Source organism: Paenibacillus aurantiacus, from assembly GCF_042431225.1.
Classification (GTDB): Bacteria; Bacillota; Bacilli; order Paenibacillales; family Paenibacillaceae; genus Paenibacillus_Z; species Paenibacillus_Z aurantiacus.
Window position 1 is genome coordinate 70,697 of record NZ_JBHMDO010000021.1, and the last position, 20,522, is coordinate 91,218.

Below are 20,522 nucleotides of genomic sequence, written 5' to 3' on the forward strand. Positions count from 1 at the left end.
AGCCAACCCGCCGACCGCGGACAAATGTGCCAGCACGAAGAAGGGCGTCCAGAGGGCGAAGTCTGAGCGTTTTCCAACGGAAAGCGCACTTCGGAAGCATATGCTTGGTTCCCCTCAGCGGAGGGGGAAGGGGGAGGGAGCAACAAAAGGTCAAAGGGGCGGGAGGAGGTGATAATATGACGCATCGCAAGAACGTCGCGCTGCTCGTCTGCGTCGCCGTCGTGATTGCCGCGCTTGTCGGCTATGTGCTGCTGCATACGTTTACGAGGGAGATAAGCGGAACGGTAGAAGGCTCGGTCGGCAAAGAAGTGCTCGAGTTTAATTGCTCAGACCAAATTCGCAAGTGGAACGGAGGATCTGGCGATGACATTGGGTACCTCTGCGAAGCTCATATTAGCGCGAATACGACTATCGAGGATTCAGAAGGCAACCCCATTACGTTAGCCGACATTGCGAATGGAGATCGCGTGCGAATCCTGCTGTCCAAACCCTATAACAAGCGAGATATCCATGCGGTAAAGGCGAGGAAAGTCATTGTGCTCCATAACTAAACTCCGAACCGTAAAACGGGAGTCCGGCCCAAGGCCGGACTCCCGTTTCTTCGTGACTGAATACGCCGTCCGGTGCTCCCCAATCCCATCAGTTCGCCGGCAGACGGAACACCAAGGCATCCGGCGCAGATGGCTTGTCGCTGCCCCCCGACGGCTCCACGGTCAAGACGATATGCCGCGCTTGGTCGAGGGAATGGCCGCGCACGTACAGATGCGCCCGGTCCGCCTCCTCGTGGCGAAGCACGCCGAGATTCTCCCGCCCTTGCTCGTTCTCCGCCCATGCCTGGACGTCCAGATCGTCGCTCGGCAGCAGGCCTTCAAGCAGCACGAGCACTTCGCTCGAAGCCCCGTTGAACCACACGTATCCATCGCCCAGCTCGTCGCCCGCGGCATGCACCCGAAAGCTCGCCGTCCGCGGATTGTTCACCAGCACCATCGCGCGGGGTTCGTGCTCGGCCACGTATTCGGCGCGACGCTCCTCCGGCTCGTGCGCCGTCCGGATGAGGCCTGCCAGACCGACGAACAGCACGACCGCCGCCGCTGCGACAGACAGAGTCTTGCTATGACTGCGCATCGCGCTCGCGATCCGTCTGCGGACCGCAGCACGGCGGACATGCCGTACCAGCCTCAGCCGGACGTTGTCGGATGGCATCGGCGAGGCAATCCGCTCACCTGCGCCGGCATTCGGACTCCCCTCTGCCGTCGCGCCTTCATCCAGCAGCTCCGCCCACTCGTCCGCCAGCGCGCGGCAAGCGGCGCATAACGCCATATGCCGGCGCATAGCCAGCGCCTCGGCAGCCGGCTTCCGATTCGTCAACAGGTCGACGATGTCTTCTTCCGCGTATCGCCGTCCGCATCGTTGTACTCGTTCGTCGCTTGCGCTCATCTTCTCGCCTCCTTCGCCGACGCGTTCTCGTTCGTTCCCCCGCGCTTCTCCAGCTGTCTGCGCAGATGGTTCAGCCCGTATCTCACCCAGGATTTGACGGTGCCCAGCGGCACGTTCCACTGCGCGGACATCTCCCGCTGCGTTCTCGCGCCGAAGTAACTGCCGACGACCGCCGTCCGTTGATTGTCCGGCAGCGCCCGCAGCGCCTCCAGCAGCTCTTCCTTCTGCAGCCGCGTCAACACGGCTTCCTCCGTCGGCTCGGCCTCCGCGGCTCTCTCCAGCTCCTCGGCCTCCGCCTGAACGAGCCGCTGTCTGCGCCGCATCCGGTCCAGGCTCCGGCTCCGGGCCATGACGGCCAGCCATGCGGCGATCGATCCCCGTGACGGGTCATAGGCACGGCCCCGCCGCAGCACTTCCAGGAAAACGTCGTGGCAGACGTCCTCGGCCTCCATCCGGTCGCCCGTCACGCGCAGCGCGATCTTCATCACGAGCGGGGCGAACCGTTCGTAGAACGTCTCGAACGCGCAAGTCGAGCCGTCGCACATGGCCAGCAGCACCTCGCGCATGTCATCGGTTGGATGGTCCATGTTCCTTTCACTACCTCCCGGGTCAATGTCCGAATCCAGTTTCTCTTTTCCGTTGTACCAAAAAACGCGGCGGGAGAAAATATTTTTTTTCGCGGCGTAAATCCGCCGGCCGATCTCGCGCGTACCCCCAATGAATGCCATGCGGCGAACATGACTTGAGGAGGGATTCGCATGCGGTATGCATGCAGCAAGCCAATGATGTCAAGATTTCTGGTTGTTCTACTATGCCTGGGGGCCGCTCTGGCGTGCGCCTTGCCGCAGCAGGCGCACGCCGCGGGGACGGTAGAGCTGTATACGCCTTATCTCCAGCTGTCTGCCCCGCCGGGCGACGCGATCAGCTATTCGATCGAGGCTATCAACCGCGGCGAGACGACGGCCGTCGTCGACGTCGCGTTCGACGCCCAAGGCAACAAGTGGGACTACGAGCTGACCGCAGGCGGCCGCGCGGTCGACCGTCTCGCCGTCAAGGGCGGCGAATCGCAGACGCTGAACCTGATGCTTCACGTGCCGCTGGAGATTAACAAGGGCGTCTACCGGTTCGAAGTGAAAGCAGGCGGCGGCACGCTCCCGCTTGCCGTCGTCGTCTCCGAGCAGGGCACGTTCCGCACGGAGCTTACGACCGAGCAGCCGAACATGCAGGGTCACAGCGATTCGACGTTCTCCTACAGCGCGACGCTGCGTAACCGGACGGCCGAGAAGCAGACGTACGCGCTGAACGCGCAGGCAGAGCCGGGCTGGGACGTCACGTTCACCGACGGCGGCACGAGCGTGACTTCGGTCGAGGTCGACGCCGGCGGCGAGAAATCGATCAGCATCGGCGTCAAGCCGCCGGAGACGGTCAAGGCCGGCACGTACAAAATCCCGGTCGCGGCCACGAACAACGAAAGCTCCGCCGAAACGGTGTTCGAGGCGGTCGTCACCGGCTCGTACGCCTTGTCGCTCAGCACCCCGAACGACTTGCTGAGCACCGACGTCACGGCCGGATCGGAGCGCAAGCTGGACCTGACACTCGATAACACCGGCTCCGCGGAATTGAAGAACGTCAGCTTATCCGCCCAGTCGCCGACCGGCTGGGAGGTCACGTTCGCCCCGTCCACGGTCGAATCCATTAAGCCGGGCGAGACGGCGCGCGTGCAGGCGACGATTAAAGCGGACAAAAAAGCGCTCGCCGGGGATTACGTCGTGAACGTCACCGCGTCCGCGCCCGAGAAATCCGCAAGCGCCCAATTCCGCGTCGCGGTCGAAACGTCCGTGCTGTGGGGCTGGATCGGCATTCTGATCATCGTCCTGGTCGCGGCGGGCATCTACTACTTGTTCCGGAAATACGGGAGGCGGTAAGCATGGAAGCATCGCCATGGACGGCTCCTGACGCGACGGGGCCGATTATCGAGCTGAAGGGACTGAAAAAGCGGTACGGCGAGCAAATGGCCGTAAGCGGGCTTAACCTCTCCGTCGCCAAAGGCGAGATCTTCGGCTTGCTCGGCCCGAACGGAGCGGGCAAAACGACGACCATTCTCATGATGCTCGGATTAACCGAGCCGACGGAAGGCAGCGTGCGCGTATGCGGCCTCGACCCGGCGCGCAGCCCGCTTACCGTCAAGCGCCGCGTCGGCTACATGCCGGACGACGTCGGCTTCTACGAAGACCGCACGGCGCTGGATAATTTGCTGTACACGGCCCGGCTGAACCGGATTCCGCTCGAGCAGGCTCGCCAGCTCGCCGACCGCCTGCTCGAGCGGGTCGGACTCGCGGAAGCCAAGCACAAAAAGGTCGGCGCGTTCTCCCGCGGCATGCGGCAGCGCCTCGGCATCGCCGACGTGCTGATCAAGCAGCCGGACATCGTCATCCTCGACGAACCGACGCTCGGGATCGACCCCGAAGGCGTGCGGGAGCTGCTGCGCCTTATCCGCGAACTTAGCCGTCAGGATGGGCTGACCGTGCTGCTGTCCTCGCATCATTTGCACCAAGTGCAGCAAATTTGCGACCGCGTCGGCCTGTTCGTCCGCGGCGAGCTGATCGCCCAAGGCGATGTGCCTTCGCTGGCCCGCCAGCTCGATCAGGACGGCGCCGTGACGGTGGAGCTTGCGGTCGGCGGTTGGAACGCCCGCTTGGCCAAGACGCTGGCTTCGCTGCCCGGCGTGAAGGAAGTTCGCGCGTCGGAGGCGGCCGGGACGAGCGAGGAGACGGAGCCCGCGGATGCCACTCACCTCGCCGCGGCTTCCGACGAAGAGAAAGCCGGGACGACGTTCGTCCTCTTGGCGTGCGACCGGGACGTCGCCTCGGAGGCCGCGGCCACGGTCGTCCAGGGTGGCGGACGGCTGCTCGCTTTGAAACGCAAGCAATACGGCCTCGACGATATTTATCACCGCTATTTTGAAGGAGGGGCTCGCGCATGAAGGAAACGGCAATCGGCGCCGCGCGGCGGAGCTCGTGGATGGCTGGTCTGCGGCGCGGGGACGGCAGAGAAGCGTCGCTGTCGGCGGCCGCGGGAACGCCTTCCCCATTCTGGGTCATCGTGCAGAAGGAGTTCGGCGATCATATGCGCAGCTGGCGGTTCGGCATCTTGATCGGCATCATCGCGCTGGCCTGCATCGGCTCGATCTATGCGGCGGTTACCGCGCTGCAATCCGGCGTCGAAGCACAAGCGACCGACACGGAATTCCTGTTCCTCCAGATGTTCACCGCCTCCGACGGCAGCTTGCCGACGTTCGCGACCTTCGTCACGTTCCTCGGGCCGCTCATCGGCATTGCGCTCGGCTTCGACGCGGTGAACGCCGAACGGAACAAAGGCACGCTCGGCCGCCTGCTCTCGCAGCCCGTCTACCGGGACGACTTCATCCTGGCGAAATTCACGGCCTCGCTGCTGCTTATCGCGGTCGTGCTGTATGCGCTCGGCTTCCTGGTCATGGGTCTCGGGCTGCTTACCATCGGCTACCCGCCGACGCCGGAAGAGTTCATCCGCGTCGTGCTGTTTCTGTTCGTGGCCGTCGTCTACGTCGGCTTCTGGTTGAACCTGTCCCTCCTGTTCTCGATCCGGTTCCGCCAGGCCGCGACCTCCGCGCTGTCGGGCATCGCGCTGTGGCTGTTCTTCTCGATCTTCTACGGCATGATCGTCGGCTTGATCGAGAAGGCGACGGCGCCTGCGGAGACGTCGGCGCTCTCGATCCTCGTCCGCCATGCCGAGCAAATGCTGCTGCTGAACCGGATATCGCCGTCTTTCCTGTTCACGGAACTGACGACGACGCTGCTGACGCCGGGCGTGCGTTCCTTGGGTCCGCTTACGACGGCACAGGTCGTCGGGGCGATCGCAAGCCCGCTCCCGCTCGGGCAGAGCCTCCTGCTCTGCTGGCCGCAGCTGGTCGGCCTGCTCGCCGCGACGATGATCTGCTTCGGCATCTCCTACGCGCTGTTCATGCGCCAAGAGATCCGCTCGCGCGCATGATGCGCGTACGTCAAACAAGGCTGCCGTCGCCGGCAGCCTTGTCGTTCTCTATGTCGCGAATTCGGTTGCGGGTCCACCGGTTCCGCTACGCGCCAACCGCCTGGGCTTGGATGTAATCCACGACGTCGTCCAGCGACGCGAAACGCCCGACGCTGAGCAGATCCTCCGGAAATTCGATGTCGAAGGCGTCTTCCACCCCGACGAGAAACTGCAGGAACGTGAACGAATTCAGCTCCCGGTTGACGAAAATGATCGTGTGGCCCGTCTCGTAATCGACTTCCTGCTTCAGCACTTCGTTGATGATGGCCACCAGTTCCGACTTAATTTGGTCGGTCGACATAAACTACCCCTCTCACGATTCAATAGTAGACTGCCAAGTAGAATTAGACATCACTCCTTCAGAAACCACGGGCGGCTCGCTGCTAATTTGAAGTTATTTTGCATCTTTCTGTAAATTATCCTTCACGTTTTACAATAGGAGAAAAACCGGCATTTGAAAAGAGGCGATTTTCGAATCGCCTGCAGCGAAAGCGCAACAAGGCGCCGCAGGCCTTCAAGCCTGCGGCGCCTTCTTTGCCATCATGATTCGGCTGCCTTGAACGAAACGAGCACGGCCTCGAACTCTTCCTCCGTTACTTCAGGAAAAGGACATAGATGGATCCTTATTCTGGAGCACTTAAATAGAATAGAGACCAACGAGAGAGGGTATTGTCCGCCGAGATAGTAGATGTCTGCTGCAACGCGGATCGATGCAGCGTTCGATGCCGTTGTCTTGGCCGTGAAATTCAATGAAACTTGGCCATGTCACAATGAACCGCTCCATGCTCCGTTTAACTAACCGCTGCCGCCTGTCGCAGCCCTGGCTTTATCCACCGCCGCTTGCCCCTGTTTCTCGATTTCCTGCAAGGCGTCGTCGATCGGCAGCTCGCCCTTGATCACTTTCTCCGTGATCGCTTGTCCCACTTCCTTGAAAGCATTGACGATGTCATAATGCACGGCATCATACGGATTGACGTTGGTCGTCGCCGGACGCAGCATCGAAAATACCTTCGTGTCATGCCCTTCCATGACGATGTTTAATTCGCTCGTAGCCGGAATGCCGACTCCGCTATTGCTCATGTTCCGCTTGACGTTGTCCACGTCGCTCGCGGCAAATTCGAGAAACTCCCAAGCTTCTTCGGGGTATGCGCTTTTGGCGGAGATGCCGAAAATTTCGTTGAGCGAGAAGAAGTCCGACTGTTCGGGTATCAATGGATTGACCGGCGGCGTTACCACGTCCCAGTCGATGGGCTGCAGTTTGTAGTGCTTGTAAGCCGCCTCCATGTTAAGCCCGGCGTCCTGGTAATAAATCTGCATGGCTGCATGTCCCGTTAACAGCGGATCCGCTGTCAGTTGAGCGTCCTCGTCTTCCGCCTCGTTCTTAATGGCTCCCGAACGGAACGCTTCGACCGTCGTCTTATAGATGTCTCTCCACTGCGGCGTATCGATCGCGATTTTCAATGTCGCGGGGTTAATAAAGCATAGACCTTCCGTCTGTCCGTATCTCAAAAAGGTGGCGAATTCGATCTCGCGATAATAGTTCGTCACGAAACCATACATTCGCTCGCCATTGCCATTCGTCTTTGGAAAACGCTGCGCCAATTCGAGCAAGTCGCGCCAGCTCATCTGGTTTTTGGGGAGTGGGACGCCATATTGCTTGAACAAGCCTTTGTTATAATAAATGCCTTGACTGGAGTAATAAGGCGACAGCGCATGCAGCTGGCCGTCGTCATTGCGCAGCAAGTCGGTCATAATGGGCGAAAGCTTGTCCAGGTTGCCGGAATCGTCCTCGTCCGCGAACTTCTGCAAATTCAACAACGCGCCCTGCTTCAGTTGTTCTTGAAATTGCGCGGTCGTATCCATGAACACGATATCCGGCATGACGCGTGTGTTCGCCGAAGGCGTAACATCAATAGTTTCCACGCGTATCTTGATGCCGGGGTGTTTTTTTTCGAATTCATACCCGTACTTCTGGTAAAATCCGTTCTCGTCCGGATAATTAACGGTAATCTCTACGGGTTTGCCTGCTTCGGAGCTGAAGCAGCCGCCGATCAAAGGCGCGATCAAAGTGAAGGGAAGCAGCAGTTTTAGCGCTCGCATCGTGGTTAGAAACCTCCAAAAAAGGGCGGGAAGTTCCCGCCCTTGTTATTCGCGTTTATTTGCTTCTTACCAAGTAGCCGGCGTGGCGTAAGATTGCGCGCTTTGCGTGCCGTCCTTGTAGTACGTGCGGGATGCCGACGTAAGTTTAGCAGTGACCTTGCTGCTGTAGGTCGAATCTTTCGTATACCAGGCGGCTTCCGCGCCTTTGGTCGTGGAAGTCGCCGTACCGGATTCTTTTTGCACGCCGGCTACGGAGAAGACCCCGGATACGTTGATCGACTTAAAGTTGGAGTTGTTGGATAGCGCATAGGCTTTGCCTACGATGTAACTCGAGCTTTGTTGACTAGTCCCGATGAAGGCAACTACCTCCGCGCTTGGGTCTGCAACCTCGGCTGCCGAGACCGGAATTGCTGCCGTCAAGGCCACTGCCGCAAGAATGGAGACCAACATCGATTTTTTTGCCGCTTTTTTCATACTTGAACCCTCCAATAAAATATAAGTTAGATCCCTCGATTCCCTACTGCAGTTAGGAAACGCTCAGGCACCCGGACGTCGGACAAGCGATCAGCCGATTCTCCAGGCGATATATGTAGACAGGGAATATCCCCGGTTCCACCGCGATCTCATTCTTCTTGGGCGATGACCGTTTCGGCGTTCGCCTGCAATTCGGTCAGCGCCACCTTTAGCTCCTTCTTCTTGCCCGCTACTTCTTGAAGCGTGGCGTCCAGCATGCTGATGAGTTTGGGAGACAAATTGAACTCGTACGGCCGTCCCGCGTCCAGTTTGCGGAACGCCGCATTCTGCTCGTCATTGCGGCCCTGCAGCGTCGAAAAGCCGTAGACGAAACTGTCTCCCCATCGCGCCGCCTTCTCGGAGCTGAGGAATTGAAGGAGTTCCCACGCCATGTCCGCATGCTGACTCGAGCCAGCCAACGCATAGAAGCCGTCGATGGCGAATTGCCGGGTGACGTTATCGCCAGCCGTCCCAACGGGCGCCGTCACGAAGGACCACTCGAAAGATGCAGGATTACTGCGGATGGCAGAAAATTCGTCGATGGAAGCATAAACCATGGCCCGCTCTCCCTTGAGGAATGCCTCGATCGTCGGACTGTTCTCGAACGTTAAGCTCCCGGATTGCATGGCGGCAATCACGTTCTCCCATACGGGCAACCATGACTCCGAATTGAACGTCGCCTTTTTGCCTGTATCGTCAACCATCGCCAGTCCTTTGCCCCAACCGATCTCTTGAATCAATGCCGATGGCTGATACGCGAGTTGAAGCCCTTTTAGGTTCGGCTGATCGGGCGAAGAGAATCGGCTGGCGATAGTCAATATCTCCTCCCAGCTTTGTTGATCGGCGGGAGGCGTGACGCCAAATTGCTTGAATAGGTCCCGATTGACCAACAGCGCTTTGGCATAGTAATTGACAGGGATTCCGTAAAGCTTCCCATCGCCGTAATTACGAGCCAACTCGATTGCTTGAGGGACGTAGGCGGACAAATCAAAATGATCCCGTTTAATCAGGTCGTCCAGTTCCTTGATCCGCCCGCTATTAATAAACGCCTCGGCCTGATAACGAGGGACGTATATTACGTCAAGATCCTTGTTTTGCGCGAGCCAATCTTCGGCTGTCATTCTCCCTTTGATCACTTCTCCGTAGGATACGATTTGATAGCGCAGATTAGGAAACTCGCGTTCCAGCAGGTCGGTATAGCGATTATTGAACATTTGCTCGGAGTAATATCCGATTTGCAAAACCTCGCTGCTGCTCATATCTAGTAGCGAAACGTTATCGTCACTGCAAGAAACTAGCGTAACGGATAGGATAACTAAACAAACCATCTTCCAGAGCGACTTCAATTCTGCACCTCATATTTTGATATTTTGGAAATCTCTTACTGACAGGGAACATATTACACTATTATTACAAAAATATTAAATGGGTCTTTGTACCTATTTCCTAAAAGTTCCATTTTTCAACCATCTTTCCTCTCCATATAAAAAAGCAGGAACAATTACCCCTTAAATATGATTCGAATCACATTCGAAACATATTTTTCCCGAATTGTCTATCCTCGCCGATAGCCAACCTCGTTCGTTGTCTGATACATCGAATTTTATCGAACCAAAAAAAAAGCGTCACGGGTCTTGGCCCCCGTGACGCGATGATCAACATTCCATTACTTCAAGAAATCCCCCGTCCACACGCCGTCCACTAGCGTACCGTTCGCGCCGGTCAGCGTGAGATCATAGCTCTGGTCAAACGACGAGATGACATGCGTGTCGCGGTGCAGCGCGCCGTCGATCTTGAATTCCGCCGTCAGCGTGATCGACGCGATCGCGCGCGTGTCGGTCTTCTCGATGGTGACCGCCGCGGGACCCGCCGTCCGGCCGGTCTCCTTCAGGAAGTCGCCCGTCCAGACGCCGCCGGTCAGCGCGCCGTTACGCGCGTTAAGCGTCAACGCGACCGACTGGTCGAATGCGCCGATGAGCGCATCGTCGCGGTGCGGCGCGTTCTCGACCGTAAATTCCGCTTTGATCGTCAGATCGGTAATCGCGCGGCTGTCCGTCTTCGCGATTTTGATTCGCGGCGTCGTGCCGCCCCCGCCGCCCCCGCCGCTGCCGCCTACCGTCACGATCAGATCGTCGAGCACGAAGTCTCCCGCGCCGCCGTTCGCCTTCTGGATGCCGATCCACGTATTGCCGCCGGCCGATCCGGTAATCGCCTGCGTGTACGTCGTCGGTACCGTCGCTGCGGCGAACGGAATCGTCGAGATGACGGCCGTTCCCTCGCCCACGACGAACGCATAGGCGCCAGCCGTCTGATTCTCATACTGGAAGCTGACCGTATAATTCGTCCCCGGCGCGAAACGCAGCGTCTGCGGAATCGTCTGCAGCAGCAGCCCTTGCGCTTCCGAGTGCGCCTTCACCGACCAATTGCCGGCGATGACGTCGTCGATCGCTTTGCCGTTCCAGCCCTTCTGCGTATACGGCGCGTGCAGCTCGGACAGATGGGTGCGCGGATCGTTCACGCCGCCCGCCGGGCCTTTAACGAACGGATACAGTCCGCTTGGCACGTCCTCGAAATTTTGAACGAAATACGCGTTGTTGGGGTTCGGCGTGCGCCTCGCGGTTCCGATCCGAACGTCGTCGAATGTCACCGCCGCGCTGCCGCCGTCGGTCCGAAGCGCGATGACCGCCGCATTCGAGCCGCTCGGCACGTCGAACGTCACGTACATCCGCTGCATTGTCGTGTCGCGCTTGGCATCCGCAGAGATGTAGTTGCTCCACAGCGAACTGTCCGCGTAGCTGCTGGCGGTCGTCCCGCCGCTCGTCGCCTCGAGGTACGCCTTGCGCCCGCTTGCCGTGGATACGTAGACCGACGCGTAATAGGTGCCCGGCGCCAGCCCCGTTACATTCTGGCTGACCGTCGTCGCGCCAGTGGCCGTGCCGATCTTCAGCTCGTAATCGCCGCGCGCATTACGGACGACTGACGCCCCCGTACCCGTTACCGTCCAAGTATTCGTCAGACTGCCTTGGTTAAAGCCGGGATCCTTCAGCTTGCTGCCTTCGCCGTAGTTTACGGTTGGCACCGCGCCGGAAGCGGACTTCGTCACGACGTAAGCGGTATTCGCGGCCGCGTTGATCGTAATGGTCCCGCCGCTAACCGGAAGATCGCCGACCAGCACGCGGCCTTGATCGCTCAGGCGATACAGCTTCACGGCGTTTAAGCCCGACCAGCTTGCCGGAAGCGTCCATGTCGTGCTGCCGCCGCTCCCGTTCCAATGGTACAGCTTATCCTCCGTGACCGGACTCCACGGCAGCAAATAGTTGTTGCCTTCCAGCACTTTCACCCCGTTCTTCGTGATGACCCGCGTACCGGCAGCGTCGCTGACGTTCACGCCTTGCTCGAGCTGGATCGCGTTCGACGACCACTTCAGAATCGGGAAATGCTGCAGGTACTTCGTCGGAAGATTCGTCCCGAACGTCATCTTGATCGTATCATCGAAGCCGGTGCGGCCCTGCCAGCCTTCGTAGTCGTCCATCTCCGTGCCGCCGAGCAGCGGATGGCGCGCGATCCACGTGTCCTTCTGATGGTTGCGGATGAAGCGAGAGATTTGGCTGCTGTAGCCTTTGATATCCTGGCCGCCGTAATTGTAGTCGACCGCCCAATGGTTCCAGACGGCGTTGTATTCGTGATCGTCCGGGAACTCCGTCGCGAGCGTCCACCCTTGGCCGTTGATTTCGCTGGCGATTTTGCGCGCGTCCCAGCCTTTCGTATACCAGACGTCGAGGTAGATAAAATCCAGGTTCGGCGCCTGCGCCTTCAGCGATTGCAGGCGCGCGAGGCGGTTGCCCGACGTCGCGTCGTACCGCTTGTTGTTGTAATATGAAGCATCCAGCCAATCCCACCCCGGCGAAGCCGGATTGACGAGCAGCTCGTTGAACGCCTTCGCCTCCGGGTACGATTCTGTCGCGTTGATGTGCACGCCGAAAGCCGCATTGTAAGCGTGGCCGCTATTCACGAGCGCGTTCAGATCGGCCGCGCCGCCTTGGCGCTTGCCGATGTCGCCGTAATCCGGATGCCCGGAGTCGTGCCCTTCCGAGCCATAGCCCTTCAGCAGGACGAACTGGCCGAGACCGTCGGTCGCCAGGTTCATCCGTTTCGTCTCGTCGAGCGTCTTCGTGAAAGGATTCGTCGCCTGGCTGCCGAAATTCATCGGCACCCGCTGAACGACCCAGTTCTTCACGTTGTCGGCCCCTTGGGGATTGTTCATGATCGAACGGAACGCCACCGCGCCATCCTGCCAATCGACGACCGAATCCCCGTTAGCGTCGGCTGTAATCGCGACCTTCGCCTGCGGCAGCTCGGGATCCGGCACGCTCATGCCGCTCGCGCGATAAATCCACTCCCCGCTCCACAGCCCGGTTCGATAGAAACCGGCGCGCGAGACGGTCTGCTTCTTCACGCGTCCCGCCTCCGAGCTCTCCGATACCGCGTTCGTCCACAGTCCGCCGGCCAGCTGATTCGTGTTGACGAAGGCGTACAGATAGTTCTGCGCGCTCGCATTCGTCGCAGGCGTGCCGGTTACGCTCGCGAACGTGTCGCCCGATCCGGCGACGGCGGTGTTCATGACGCTCCCCGCGAAAGCAGCCCCGGTCTGCGTGCTGCGGACCGACAGCAGGCTATGATTCGGAATTTCGAACGTATTCACTTTGGTCGCGCCGCTCTCCGCTATGCCCGTTACCTTGAATTCGAGCGTGCTGCCGACGACCTTCAAAGCCGCGTTGACCGTCACGCCGATCGAAGCGATGTTCATCGCATATTGCGCCGTCGCGCCGTCCGGCTTGGAGAACGTCACAGCCGGCGTATAGGTTGTGCCGTTGATCTTCACCTGCGTCAGCGTCTCGTCTTGGCCGTACAGCTTCGCGCCCGAACCCGCCATCGTATACTCGATGACGCGCGGGAACTGGTCGTCGACCGCGACCGTCAGCTGCGAGGACGCTATCGACAAGCTGGCGGCATGCGCCGCGGGGACGGTCCCCCACCCGCCGTCGGAAGGAATGGCCGAAGCAAGCAGCATGGACCAAAGCAGCACGACAAGCAATGCCGTGCGGGAATGGGAATGTAGGGCGCCGCGTAAAAACATATAAACTCCAACTCCTTTTCGCTTGCGGAATGAATAACAAAAGACGCCTTAACAAGCGGAATATCCACGTTTTGGCGTCTTCGGCGCATCTTGCGGTGTTTGCTCCGTTCATGCGTTTACGTCTGCTGAAAGCTCACGCAGTGTTCGTCCCGGTAAGCGCTCGGGCTAACGCCGGTGACTTTCTTGAACAATCGGCTGAAGTGCTCCGGGTTCAAGTACCCCACCCGCTCGGACGCGTCGGCGATCTTGACGCCTTGCACCAGCAGCCGCTTCGCTTCCCCGATCCGCAGGTTCGTCAAGTAGGGGACGAAATTGCAGCCGACCTCCTTGGCGAACTGCTTGCTCAGGTAGCTCTCGCTCACGCCCGCCATCCGGCTGACGAGCGCCTGATTGACATCTTCTCGGAAATGTTCGTCCAAGATCCGCTTCGCCATCGCCACCGGCGGGCTATACCGCCTCCCCATCTCCGGCTGGCCGCCGTGCAGCATGCCGCGGATTTGGAGAAGCAGCTCGCGAACCGCCTGCAGCGCGCCATCCAGCGTGTCGTGGCGATGGACCGCTTCCTCCGGATGCCGCCCCCCGCCTTGCAGCGCTTCCCATCGCAAGCCTCGCTTATAGAGCAGCGAGCTGGATTCCCACAACAGATCGGTCATCCACTGACGGAGCTCCTCCCGCGTCCACGCCGCCATCGCGGCGCGGTGCTTCGCGACTTCCTCCCAGGCGCTTCGCAGCTCGGCATCGTCCGGCTTCTCCAACGCCGCGGCAATCATGCCCCGCAGCCTGGCAAGCGCTGAACGATCGGCCTGCCCGAACTCGGTCAATCGGCTGCCGTGCGTCTCATAGTAGTACATAGAGCCGAAGCCGTGGAAGTAAGATAGGGCCGCGAGCGACTTGGCTTCCCCGAACAGCGCCCGCCACTGGCCTCCGTCTTGCGCGGTGCGGCTGATGCCGATGGAGACGGAGGCGTTCATATATTGACGCAGCCGCGTCTGGGCGGTCGAGAGCACGGCCGCCAGCTTCGCGTGAATGGCCGAAGCGCTCCGATCCTCGGGGAAGGAAGCCAGCACCGCCCACCAGCCCGGCTCGACTTCGCATAGCTCGTGCGGAATCTCGGCCGCCGCGAAGAGCGAGCTCACCGTCTGGCGCAGGAAGCCGAGCCGCTCGTCGTCGCACGCCTCCCCAGGCAGCTGGATGACGGCCGCCTTGACGTTCACGGTCCAAGGGAGCAGGAATTGGGCACTGCCGCAAGCACCATCCGCATCCCCGGCCTCCGACCCGGCGACAGCTTCGGTCGAGAGACGTTCTTTGCCGGCTTCCGCGGACGTTGCGGAAGCCGGCGCCGCGTCGTCGCTAGAGGAGAAGAGGCCAGCGAGCGCGCCGGCAGGCGGATCCCCTGTCGCCGAAGCTCGCGTTTGCGCTTCCGGCGCAAGCAGCGAACGCAGCCGCTCCTCCCTCTCCCGTCGGTCCATGATCGTTGCGGCGGACGGCGCCGGTTCGGCAGCCGCCTGCCGGTTCCGGGCACTCGCCAGGTGGTCCTTGACCTTGTTCAATACCGATCCGATATGCGTCTCATCCATATCCGCCTTCACGATATAATCGAGCGCGCCGAGCAAGAAAGCCTCCCGGACGTACGCATATTCGCTGTACGCGCTCAGGACGACCGCGGCAGGTCGGGAGGGAAGGCCGTCCGCGGCTTTGATCGCTTGCAGCAGGCGAATGCCGTTCATGCGCGGCATGTTGATATCGAGGAGCAGCAGGTCGATCGGCTCCGTCTTACGCAGCTTCGCGAGCGCCTCTTCGCCGTCGGATGCTTCGTCCGCAATGCGGAAGCCGAGCCCCTCCCAGTCGATCATCCGGTGGAGCGCGAGCCGCACGAGCGGTTCGTCGTCGACGATCATGACGTTGTACATCTGGACGCTTCCCCCTCCCGTCTGTGGTCCGCCGAGGCATGCCGGCGGTGTCTCCCTCTCCATCCATAATCGCATTCGTTCAGCTTGTTTCTTCAAGTCGCTCGTGGTGGCCAGCCTTATCCGCAAGCCCGCACCGTCGCCGCGGATATCGCCTTCCGGACCTGCCGCCTATCCCTTCACCGCGCCGTCCATCAGCCCTTTGAAGATGAGCCGCTGGAACACGAGGTAGAACAGCGCGCTCGGCAGCAGTACCAGCATAATGCCGGCGCACAGCGCGGATAAGTCGGACGAGCGTTCGCCAACGAACGTCATGAGCGCGGTTGGCAGCGTCGCCAGCTCCCGCTTCGGCATGTAGAGCGTCTGTACGTAGATGTCGTTCATGATCGTCACGCTCTTCAGAATGCCGAGCGTCGCCGTCGCGGGCAGCAGCAGCGGGAAAATAATCGAGCGGAACACCCTCGTGTACGACGCGCCGTCGAGCATCGCGCTTTCGTCGAGCTGAGTCGAAATTTTCTGCAGAAATTGCGTGTAAATATAGATCTGCATGATATCCGTCCCGATGTAGATCAGCAGCGGACCGGACAACGTGTTGTACAGATTCAAGCCGTGGATGAGCTGGAACCGCGCGATCTCCGTCGTGTAGGAGGGGATGATCATCGCGAGCATGAAGAGCAGCAGCACCGGCTTGCGCAGCCTGAAATCGAACCGGTTCAGCACGTAAGCGGTCATCGTGCCGAGCAGCGCGTTGCCGATCAGGCTGCCGAACACGAGAAAGGCGGTGTTCCGCAGACCGAGCAGCATATTGCCTTCCTTGAATGCAGTGGCGTAGTTGTCCCAGTTGAACCAGTTGGCCGGGAGGGAGAACGGAGACGTCGCCGCCAGCTCCTCCGCCGTCTTGAACGAGCCGAATAAGACGAGCAGGATCGGAACGAAGACGAGCACGCACATGACGCCGAAGAACAGATAATAGCCGCCGTCCGCGAGCAGTCGACGCGCGCGCGCCGACGATCGGGCAGGAGCAGCGGCCGGCCGGACCGGCTTGGCTTGCCCCGCTTGCTGCAGTTGACTCATGCGCGTTCACTCCTGTCTTTCACGATCCAATTTTGCAGCGACGAGAAAATGACGATCAGCACGAGCAGGCTGACGGCCATCGCCGACGCGAGCCCGTAGTTGTTGTACGTGAACGCCGTCTGCAGCGAGAACAGCCCGAAGGTGCTGCTCGCGGTGCCAGGTCCGCCGCCGGTCATGACGTACGGAATGTCGTACTGAAGGAGCGCGCCGGAGACGTTCATGAACAGGATGATTTCCATGACCGTTCGGATGCCGGGAATCGTGACGTAGCGCAGCTTCTGCCAGAAGCTCGCCCCGTCCAGCTCGGCCGCCTCGTACAGATCGTTCGGAATCGACTGCAGCCCCGCCAGCATGAGAATGATGTGGACGCCGGCGAACCGCCACAGCGACACGACGATAAGCGAATAGTTGACGACGCCTAAATCGCTGAGCCATCCGGTAATGAGCGATTCCAGGCCGATCGCCTTCAGCAGCTCGTTGAGCGGGCCATTGATCGGACTGTAGATATAGCTGAACATGTAGGCGACCGCGATCCCGTTGATGATATAGGGCATGAGCACCGTGAACCGGAAGAACCCGCTCCCGCGAATCTCGCGGTTCAGCAGCACCGCCGTCAGAAGCTCCACGGGAATGAACAGCGTATGGACGACGAAATAAAGGCCGTTGTTGCGGATCGCCTGCCACGCTTCGGGAAAATCAAACAGCAGCTTCCCGTAATTGTCCAAGCCGATGTAGTGCATCGCCGGGCTGTACCCGTCCCAGTTCGTGAAGCTGTAATGGAACAGCTGGATCGTCGGGTAAATCAGGAAGTAGAGCAGCAGCGCGACCGGCACGGCCAGGAAGGAGAAAATAACCAGCCTTCTGCTGCTCGCCAAGCTCAGCTTCATGGGTTCGCTTCGACGGCCTTCGCCCACTTGTTGTTCAAGTCGGACTCGACCTTGTCGATTCTCTTGCCCGCGAAAATCTCCTGGGCGGCCAGCTTCGGATCATACTGCGCGGCGCTGCTCACTTTGGCGTACCCGGCATCCGTGCCGTCGTAGACGAACGGCTCGTACGGATTCGCCGCCGTCCATTTGTTGAAGAACGGCAGGTCGCTCTCGATTCCGTTCACCGTCGAGAATTGCTGCACCTTCGTAATGTACTCCGGATAGACCTCCGGGCTGAACATCCAGTCCAGGAACGCCTTCGCCTCTTCGACGGATTCGGACTTCTTGTTGATGCCCACGTTCATGTCCGACATCGTCAGCGACGTCAGCTTCTCGCTCGTCGCATTCCGGAAAGGCAGCGGGAATACCGCGAGGTCGTCGTCGGCTTTCACCTTCTCCATGTAGGACGCGTAGTACCATTGACCGAGCGCGATCATCGCCGCCTTCTTCGCCTCGAACTGCTGGGTGGACTGGTCGAACGAGATCGAGAGCGCATCCGGTCCCGCATACTTCTTGTCCGCGATCTCCTTGACGATCTTCGCGATCGTATCGAACGTGCTGCCGGCCGCGAACGGCGCCTTCTCCTTCGCGATCTTCGCCAGGTAGCCCGTGTCGCCGGATAGGACGTGCGGGCCGAACTCCGTCAGCGGGTAGAACGTCCAGTTGTCTTTGCCGCCGATCGAGAGCGGAGTGTACTTGCCGTTAGCTTTGATTTTCTCCATGAGGGCCATGAATTCCGGCATCGTCTGCGGTACCGCCAGATTCAGCTCTTCGAAAATGCTCGGGTGGTAATACACGAACTCCGCGAACGAGACGAGCGGCACGCCGAGCACCTTGCCGTCGATCTTGGTCGGGTACTTGTTGTTCTTCGCCGCATCCAGTTCGTCCAGCGGCAGCAGCGCGTCTTTGTAAATTTGGAAATGATTCTGCTTCAGGAAGAACAAATCCGGCAGATCCCCTGCCGCCAGCCGCACCTTCAAATATTGGCCGCTGTTGTCCGGCACCTTCTCCACTTCGACCGTCACGTTCGGCTTGATCGCCGTATACGCTTTCACTTTCTCCGTCCAAAAATCAAGGTCGGTCTTCGTGTCCCACATCGCGAGTTTCAGCTTGACCGGCTCCGCGTTGTCCGCTTCGTCGTCCGCTGCCTGGTTCGCGCTTCCATTCGCGCTTCCTTCCGTCGTGCCGTTGCCGGCGTTCGCGCCATTGTTGCCATTGCCGCCGCTGCAGCCGCTAAGCGCAGCCGCGAGTACGAGCAGCAGCGTCATCAGCGCGAGCATAACCCGCCGCTTCTGTCTGTTGTTCATCCGCATGACCCTCCGTTATGTGATAGTAGGTGATTGGAACCTGATCCCATCATAAGCAAAAGCGGGGGCCGCCTTAATGATCGTTTTTGATGTCGGCATGATCTTTTTTGAACGATGCCCAGACTCGACCGGATGACGGCGCGGGCGCCGCTTCGGCCCTATTTTGTCCGTCTGCCTCTCCCGCCTCGTCGCCATGCGCCAGCGCCGGCACCCGGATATGGAAGGCGGTGCCCTCCTCCAGCCGCTCGATGCGCAACCCATAGCCCGCGCCGTAGTGGAGCTGTATCCGCTGGTGCACGTTGTGGATGCCCATGCCGCTGAACGCGCCCGTTTGGCTTTGGCGCTCGAAAGCGCCGACCTGCTCGGCGGTCATCCCGCTGCCGTTGTCGGCGATCGTGATGGCGAGCGCGCCAGGCTCCGCATCCATTGCGATGCGAATGATGCCGCCGTCGGTCCGGCCTGCGAGTCCGTGCACGATGCAATTTTCGAGAATCGGCTGAAGCAGAAGCTTCAACACGTATAGACGCTTCGTCTCCTCCTCGACGTCCCACCGCACCTCGAACTTGCTGCCGTACCGAGTCTCCATAATGTAGATGTATTGGCGCAGGTTCTCGATTTCGTCCGCGACCGGGGACAAGCTGCCGCCCCGGTTGAACGAGGAGGAGAGGAGACGGATGAGCGCGTGCGTCATGTCGTGAATATTGCCCGCCTTGCCGATGAGCGCCATCAGCCGGATCGCGTTCAGCGTGTTGATCAGAAAATGCGGGTTGATCTGCGCCTGCAGCGCCGCGAACTCCGCCTTATGCTTAGCCTGCTCCTCCTCCTCGCGCTCCCGCATGAGCCGTTTGATCTGCTCCATCATATGGTTGAACGTGTGGCCGATCGTGACCATCTCGCGGCTGCCGGACGTCTCGATTTTCGTGTTGAGGTTGCCTTGCATGACGCGGGACATTTTGATGACGAGCAGCTGGATCGGCTTGGTAATGCGATGGGCGAAATAGAAGGAGATGACCAAGAACAGCAGCACGATCATGACGGTTGCCCCCATCGCGAACCGGAACATTCTCTCGTAGTTGGCCGTCACGTCGCGATATGGAATCTCGTACACGACGCGCCAATCGGCGCTGCCGACGGAGGCGTAGGCGAACATCGTTCCCGTCCGATCGGGATGATCGACGTAGGTGCCTGCCCGGCCGGCGAACATCCGGGCGGTCAGCTCGAGCGGCCATCTTGTCTCGCCCGTCGCGTTGCTGGAGGCGATCATCGAGCCGTCGCGGGCGATGATCGCCATCGGGGAGGAGCGGCTGTACGGATTTTGGCGGAGCAGGCTTTCGAAAGCGTCGCGGCTGAACAGCACGTACAGCATTTCGACCTCGTGCATGCCCTGCAGCAGACTCGGCGAGATGGCCGCGGCGATGCTGCGATTGTCGGTTAGACCGTACAGCACGTCCGCCTGCATGCCGAGAAAATGAACGCGGTCCGGATCGTCCATCGTCTGACGGTACCAGCTCGCGCCGCGGATCGAGGCTTCGGGCATCTTGGCGTCTTTCAAATACGCGTAGGTGCCGCCATGCTTGAACATGAACTGGATCGCCTGAACGTGGCCGGACATCGACAGCCCGTATTTATCGAGCGTCTTGAGCAGCTCGCTGGTGATCTGCTGGCGGCTGTCGTCGCTTGACCGGTGGATGATCGTCGCGCGGCCGAGCACCTCCTGGTCCATGCCGACCGCGGCGGCGAACGTCGCCGCCTTGGCAATCTCTTGTTCGGCCGTATAGGCAATGGCGCGCACGGTCTGCTCCGTCCGCTCCGTCGTCTGCCGGAGCAAGTCCTGCTTGTACGCCTGCAGCAGCACGGCGCTGATGAAGCCGATCGGCACGACGACTACGGCGAACACGAGCAAGTAGAGAAAGGTCGAGATTTTCCAAGGCTGACGGCTGAAGTGGGGCATCGGCATAATCCTCTCGCTTGGGGGTGGGAGAACGGCCGAGGCGTTGTCGGCAGGTCCTCGGTAGGTCCTCGGTAGGTACTCAGTAGGGATTTCGGCAGGGAT

The 20,522-nt window shown here is 60.1% G+C and carries 16 protein-coding genes; 4 read left to right on the plus strand and 12 right to left on the minus strand.

The annotated features are described in order from the left end of the window. Positions 1 to 176: 176 nt before the first annotated feature. The gene (locus ACFFSY_RS11550) at positions 177 to 551 is read left to right on the plus strand and encodes a hypothetical protein (RefSeq protein WP_377493966.1); all 375 of its coding nucleotides are present in this window, start codon (positions 177 to 179) and stop codon (positions 549 to 551) included. 88 nt (positions 552 to 639) lie between these two features. Here the strand turns inward: ACFFSY_RS11550 and ACFFSY_RS11555 are convergent, their stop codons facing one another. Continuing rightward, entirely contained in the window at positions 640 to 1,437 is a 798-nt protein-coding gene (locus tag ACFFSY_RS11555; protein WP_377493968.1) for an anti-sigma factor domain-containing protein, read from the minus strand. Beyond that, the gene (locus ACFFSY_RS11560) at positions 1,434 to 2,024 is read right to left on the minus strand and encodes an RNA polymerase sigma factor (protein WP_377493970.1); all 591 of its coding nucleotides are present in this window, start codon (positions 2,022 to 2,024) and stop codon (positions 1,434 to 1,436) included. Before ACFFSY_RS11560 ends, ACFFSY_RS11555 begins: the two co-directional genes overlap by 4 nt. A 171-nt stretch (positions 2,025 to 2,195) precedes the next feature. Here ACFFSY_RS11560 and ACFFSY_RS11565 point away from each other — a divergent pair, with 171 nt between their 5' ends. Genes ACFFSY_RS11565 through ACFFSY_RS11575 form a run of 3 tightly spaced genes read left to right on the plus strand, consistent with a single transcriptional unit; the run spans position 2,196 to position 5,466 of the window. Then, positions 2,196 to 3,362, plus strand: coding sequence for a COG1470 family protein (locus tag ACFFSY_RS11565; RefSeq protein ID WP_377493972.1), 1,167 nt, complete (start codon positions 2,196 to 2,198; stop codon positions 3,360 to 3,362). Positions 3,363 to 3,364: 2 nt separating this feature from the next. Further along, on the plus strand, positions 3,365 to 4,420 hold the full coding sequence (locus ACFFSY_RS11570; RefSeq protein ID WP_377493974.1) for an ABC transporter ATP-binding protein: 1,056 nt from the start codon (positions 3,365 to 3,367) through the stop codon (positions 4,418 to 4,420). Next, on the plus strand, positions 4,417 to 5,466 hold the full coding sequence (locus ACFFSY_RS11575; RefSeq protein ID WP_377493976.1) for an ABC transporter permease: 1,050 nt from the start codon (positions 4,417 to 4,419) through the stop codon (positions 5,464 to 5,466). The genes ACFFSY_RS11570 and ACFFSY_RS11575 overlap by 4 nt, the downstream gene beginning before the upstream one ends. Positions 5,467 to 5,551: 85 nt before the next feature. Here the strand turns inward: ACFFSY_RS11575 and ACFFSY_RS11580 are convergent, their stop codons facing one another. The 10 genes from ACFFSY_RS11580 to ACFFSY_RS11625 all read right to left on the minus strand — a co-directional run bounded on the left by ACFFSY_RS11580 (position 5,552) and on the right by ACFFSY_RS11625 (position 20,420). After that, positions 5,552 to 5,806, minus strand: coding sequence for an acyl carrier protein (locus tag ACFFSY_RS11580; protein ID WP_377493978.1), 255 nt, complete (start codon positions 5,804 to 5,806; stop codon positions 5,552 to 5,554). Positions 5,807 to 6,300: 494 nt separating this feature from the next. Next, positions 6,301 to 7,605, minus strand: coding sequence for an ABC transporter substrate-binding protein (locus tag ACFFSY_RS11585; RefSeq protein WP_377493980.1), 1,305 nt, complete (start codon positions 7,603 to 7,605; stop codon positions 6,301 to 6,303). A gap of 66 nt (positions 7,606 to 7,671) precedes the next feature. Continuing rightward, a complete protein-coding gene (locus ACFFSY_RS11590) occupies positions 7,672 to 8,079 on the minus strand; it encodes a hypothetical protein (RefSeq protein WP_377493982.1) in 408 nt (135 codons plus the stop codon). Positions 8,080 to 8,228: 149 nt separating this feature from the next. Continuing rightward, entirely contained in the window at positions 8,229 to 9,359 is a 1,131-nt protein-coding gene (locus ACFFSY_RS11595) for an ABC transporter substrate-binding protein (protein ID WP_377493984.1), read from the minus strand. A 425-nt stretch (positions 9,360 to 9,784) separates the two neighbouring features. Then, the gene (locus tag ACFFSY_RS11600) at positions 9,785 to 13,255 is read right to left on the minus strand and encodes an endo-alpha-N-acetylgalactosaminidase family protein (RefSeq protein ID WP_377493986.1); all 3,471 of its coding nucleotides are present in this window, start codon (positions 13,253 to 13,255) and stop codon (positions 9,785 to 9,787) included. Positions 13,256 to 13,371: 116 nt separating this feature from the next. Continuing rightward, entirely contained in the window at positions 13,372 to 15,165 is a 1,794-nt protein-coding gene (locus ACFFSY_RS11605; RefSeq protein ID WP_377493988.1) for a response regulator transcription factor, read from the minus strand. 168 nt (positions 15,166 to 15,333) lie between these two features. After that, positions 15,334 to 16,236 (minus strand): carbohydrate ABC transporter permease, encoded by a 903-nt coding sequence (locus tag ACFFSY_RS11610; RefSeq protein ID WP_377493990.1) that lies wholly within the window; start codon positions 16,234 to 16,236, stop codon positions 15,334 to 15,336. Then, on the minus strand, positions 16,233 to 17,123 hold the full coding sequence (locus ACFFSY_RS11615) for a carbohydrate ABC transporter permease (protein ID WP_377493992.1): 891 nt from the start codon (positions 17,121 to 17,123) through the stop codon (positions 16,233 to 16,235). Before ACFFSY_RS11615 ends, ACFFSY_RS11610 begins: the two co-directional genes overlap by 4 nt. After that, positions 17,120 to 18,469, minus strand: coding sequence for an ABC transporter substrate-binding protein (locus tag ACFFSY_RS11620; RefSeq protein WP_377493994.1), 1,350 nt, complete (start codon positions 18,467 to 18,469; stop codon positions 17,120 to 17,122). The genes ACFFSY_RS11615 and ACFFSY_RS11620 overlap by 4 nt, the downstream gene beginning before the upstream one ends. A gap of 73 nt (positions 18,470 to 18,542) precedes the next feature. After that, entirely contained in the window at positions 18,543 to 20,420 is a 1,878-nt protein-coding gene (locus tag ACFFSY_RS11625) for a sensor histidine kinase (protein WP_377493996.1), read from the minus strand. Positions 20,421 to 20,522 lie beyond the last annotated feature (102 nt).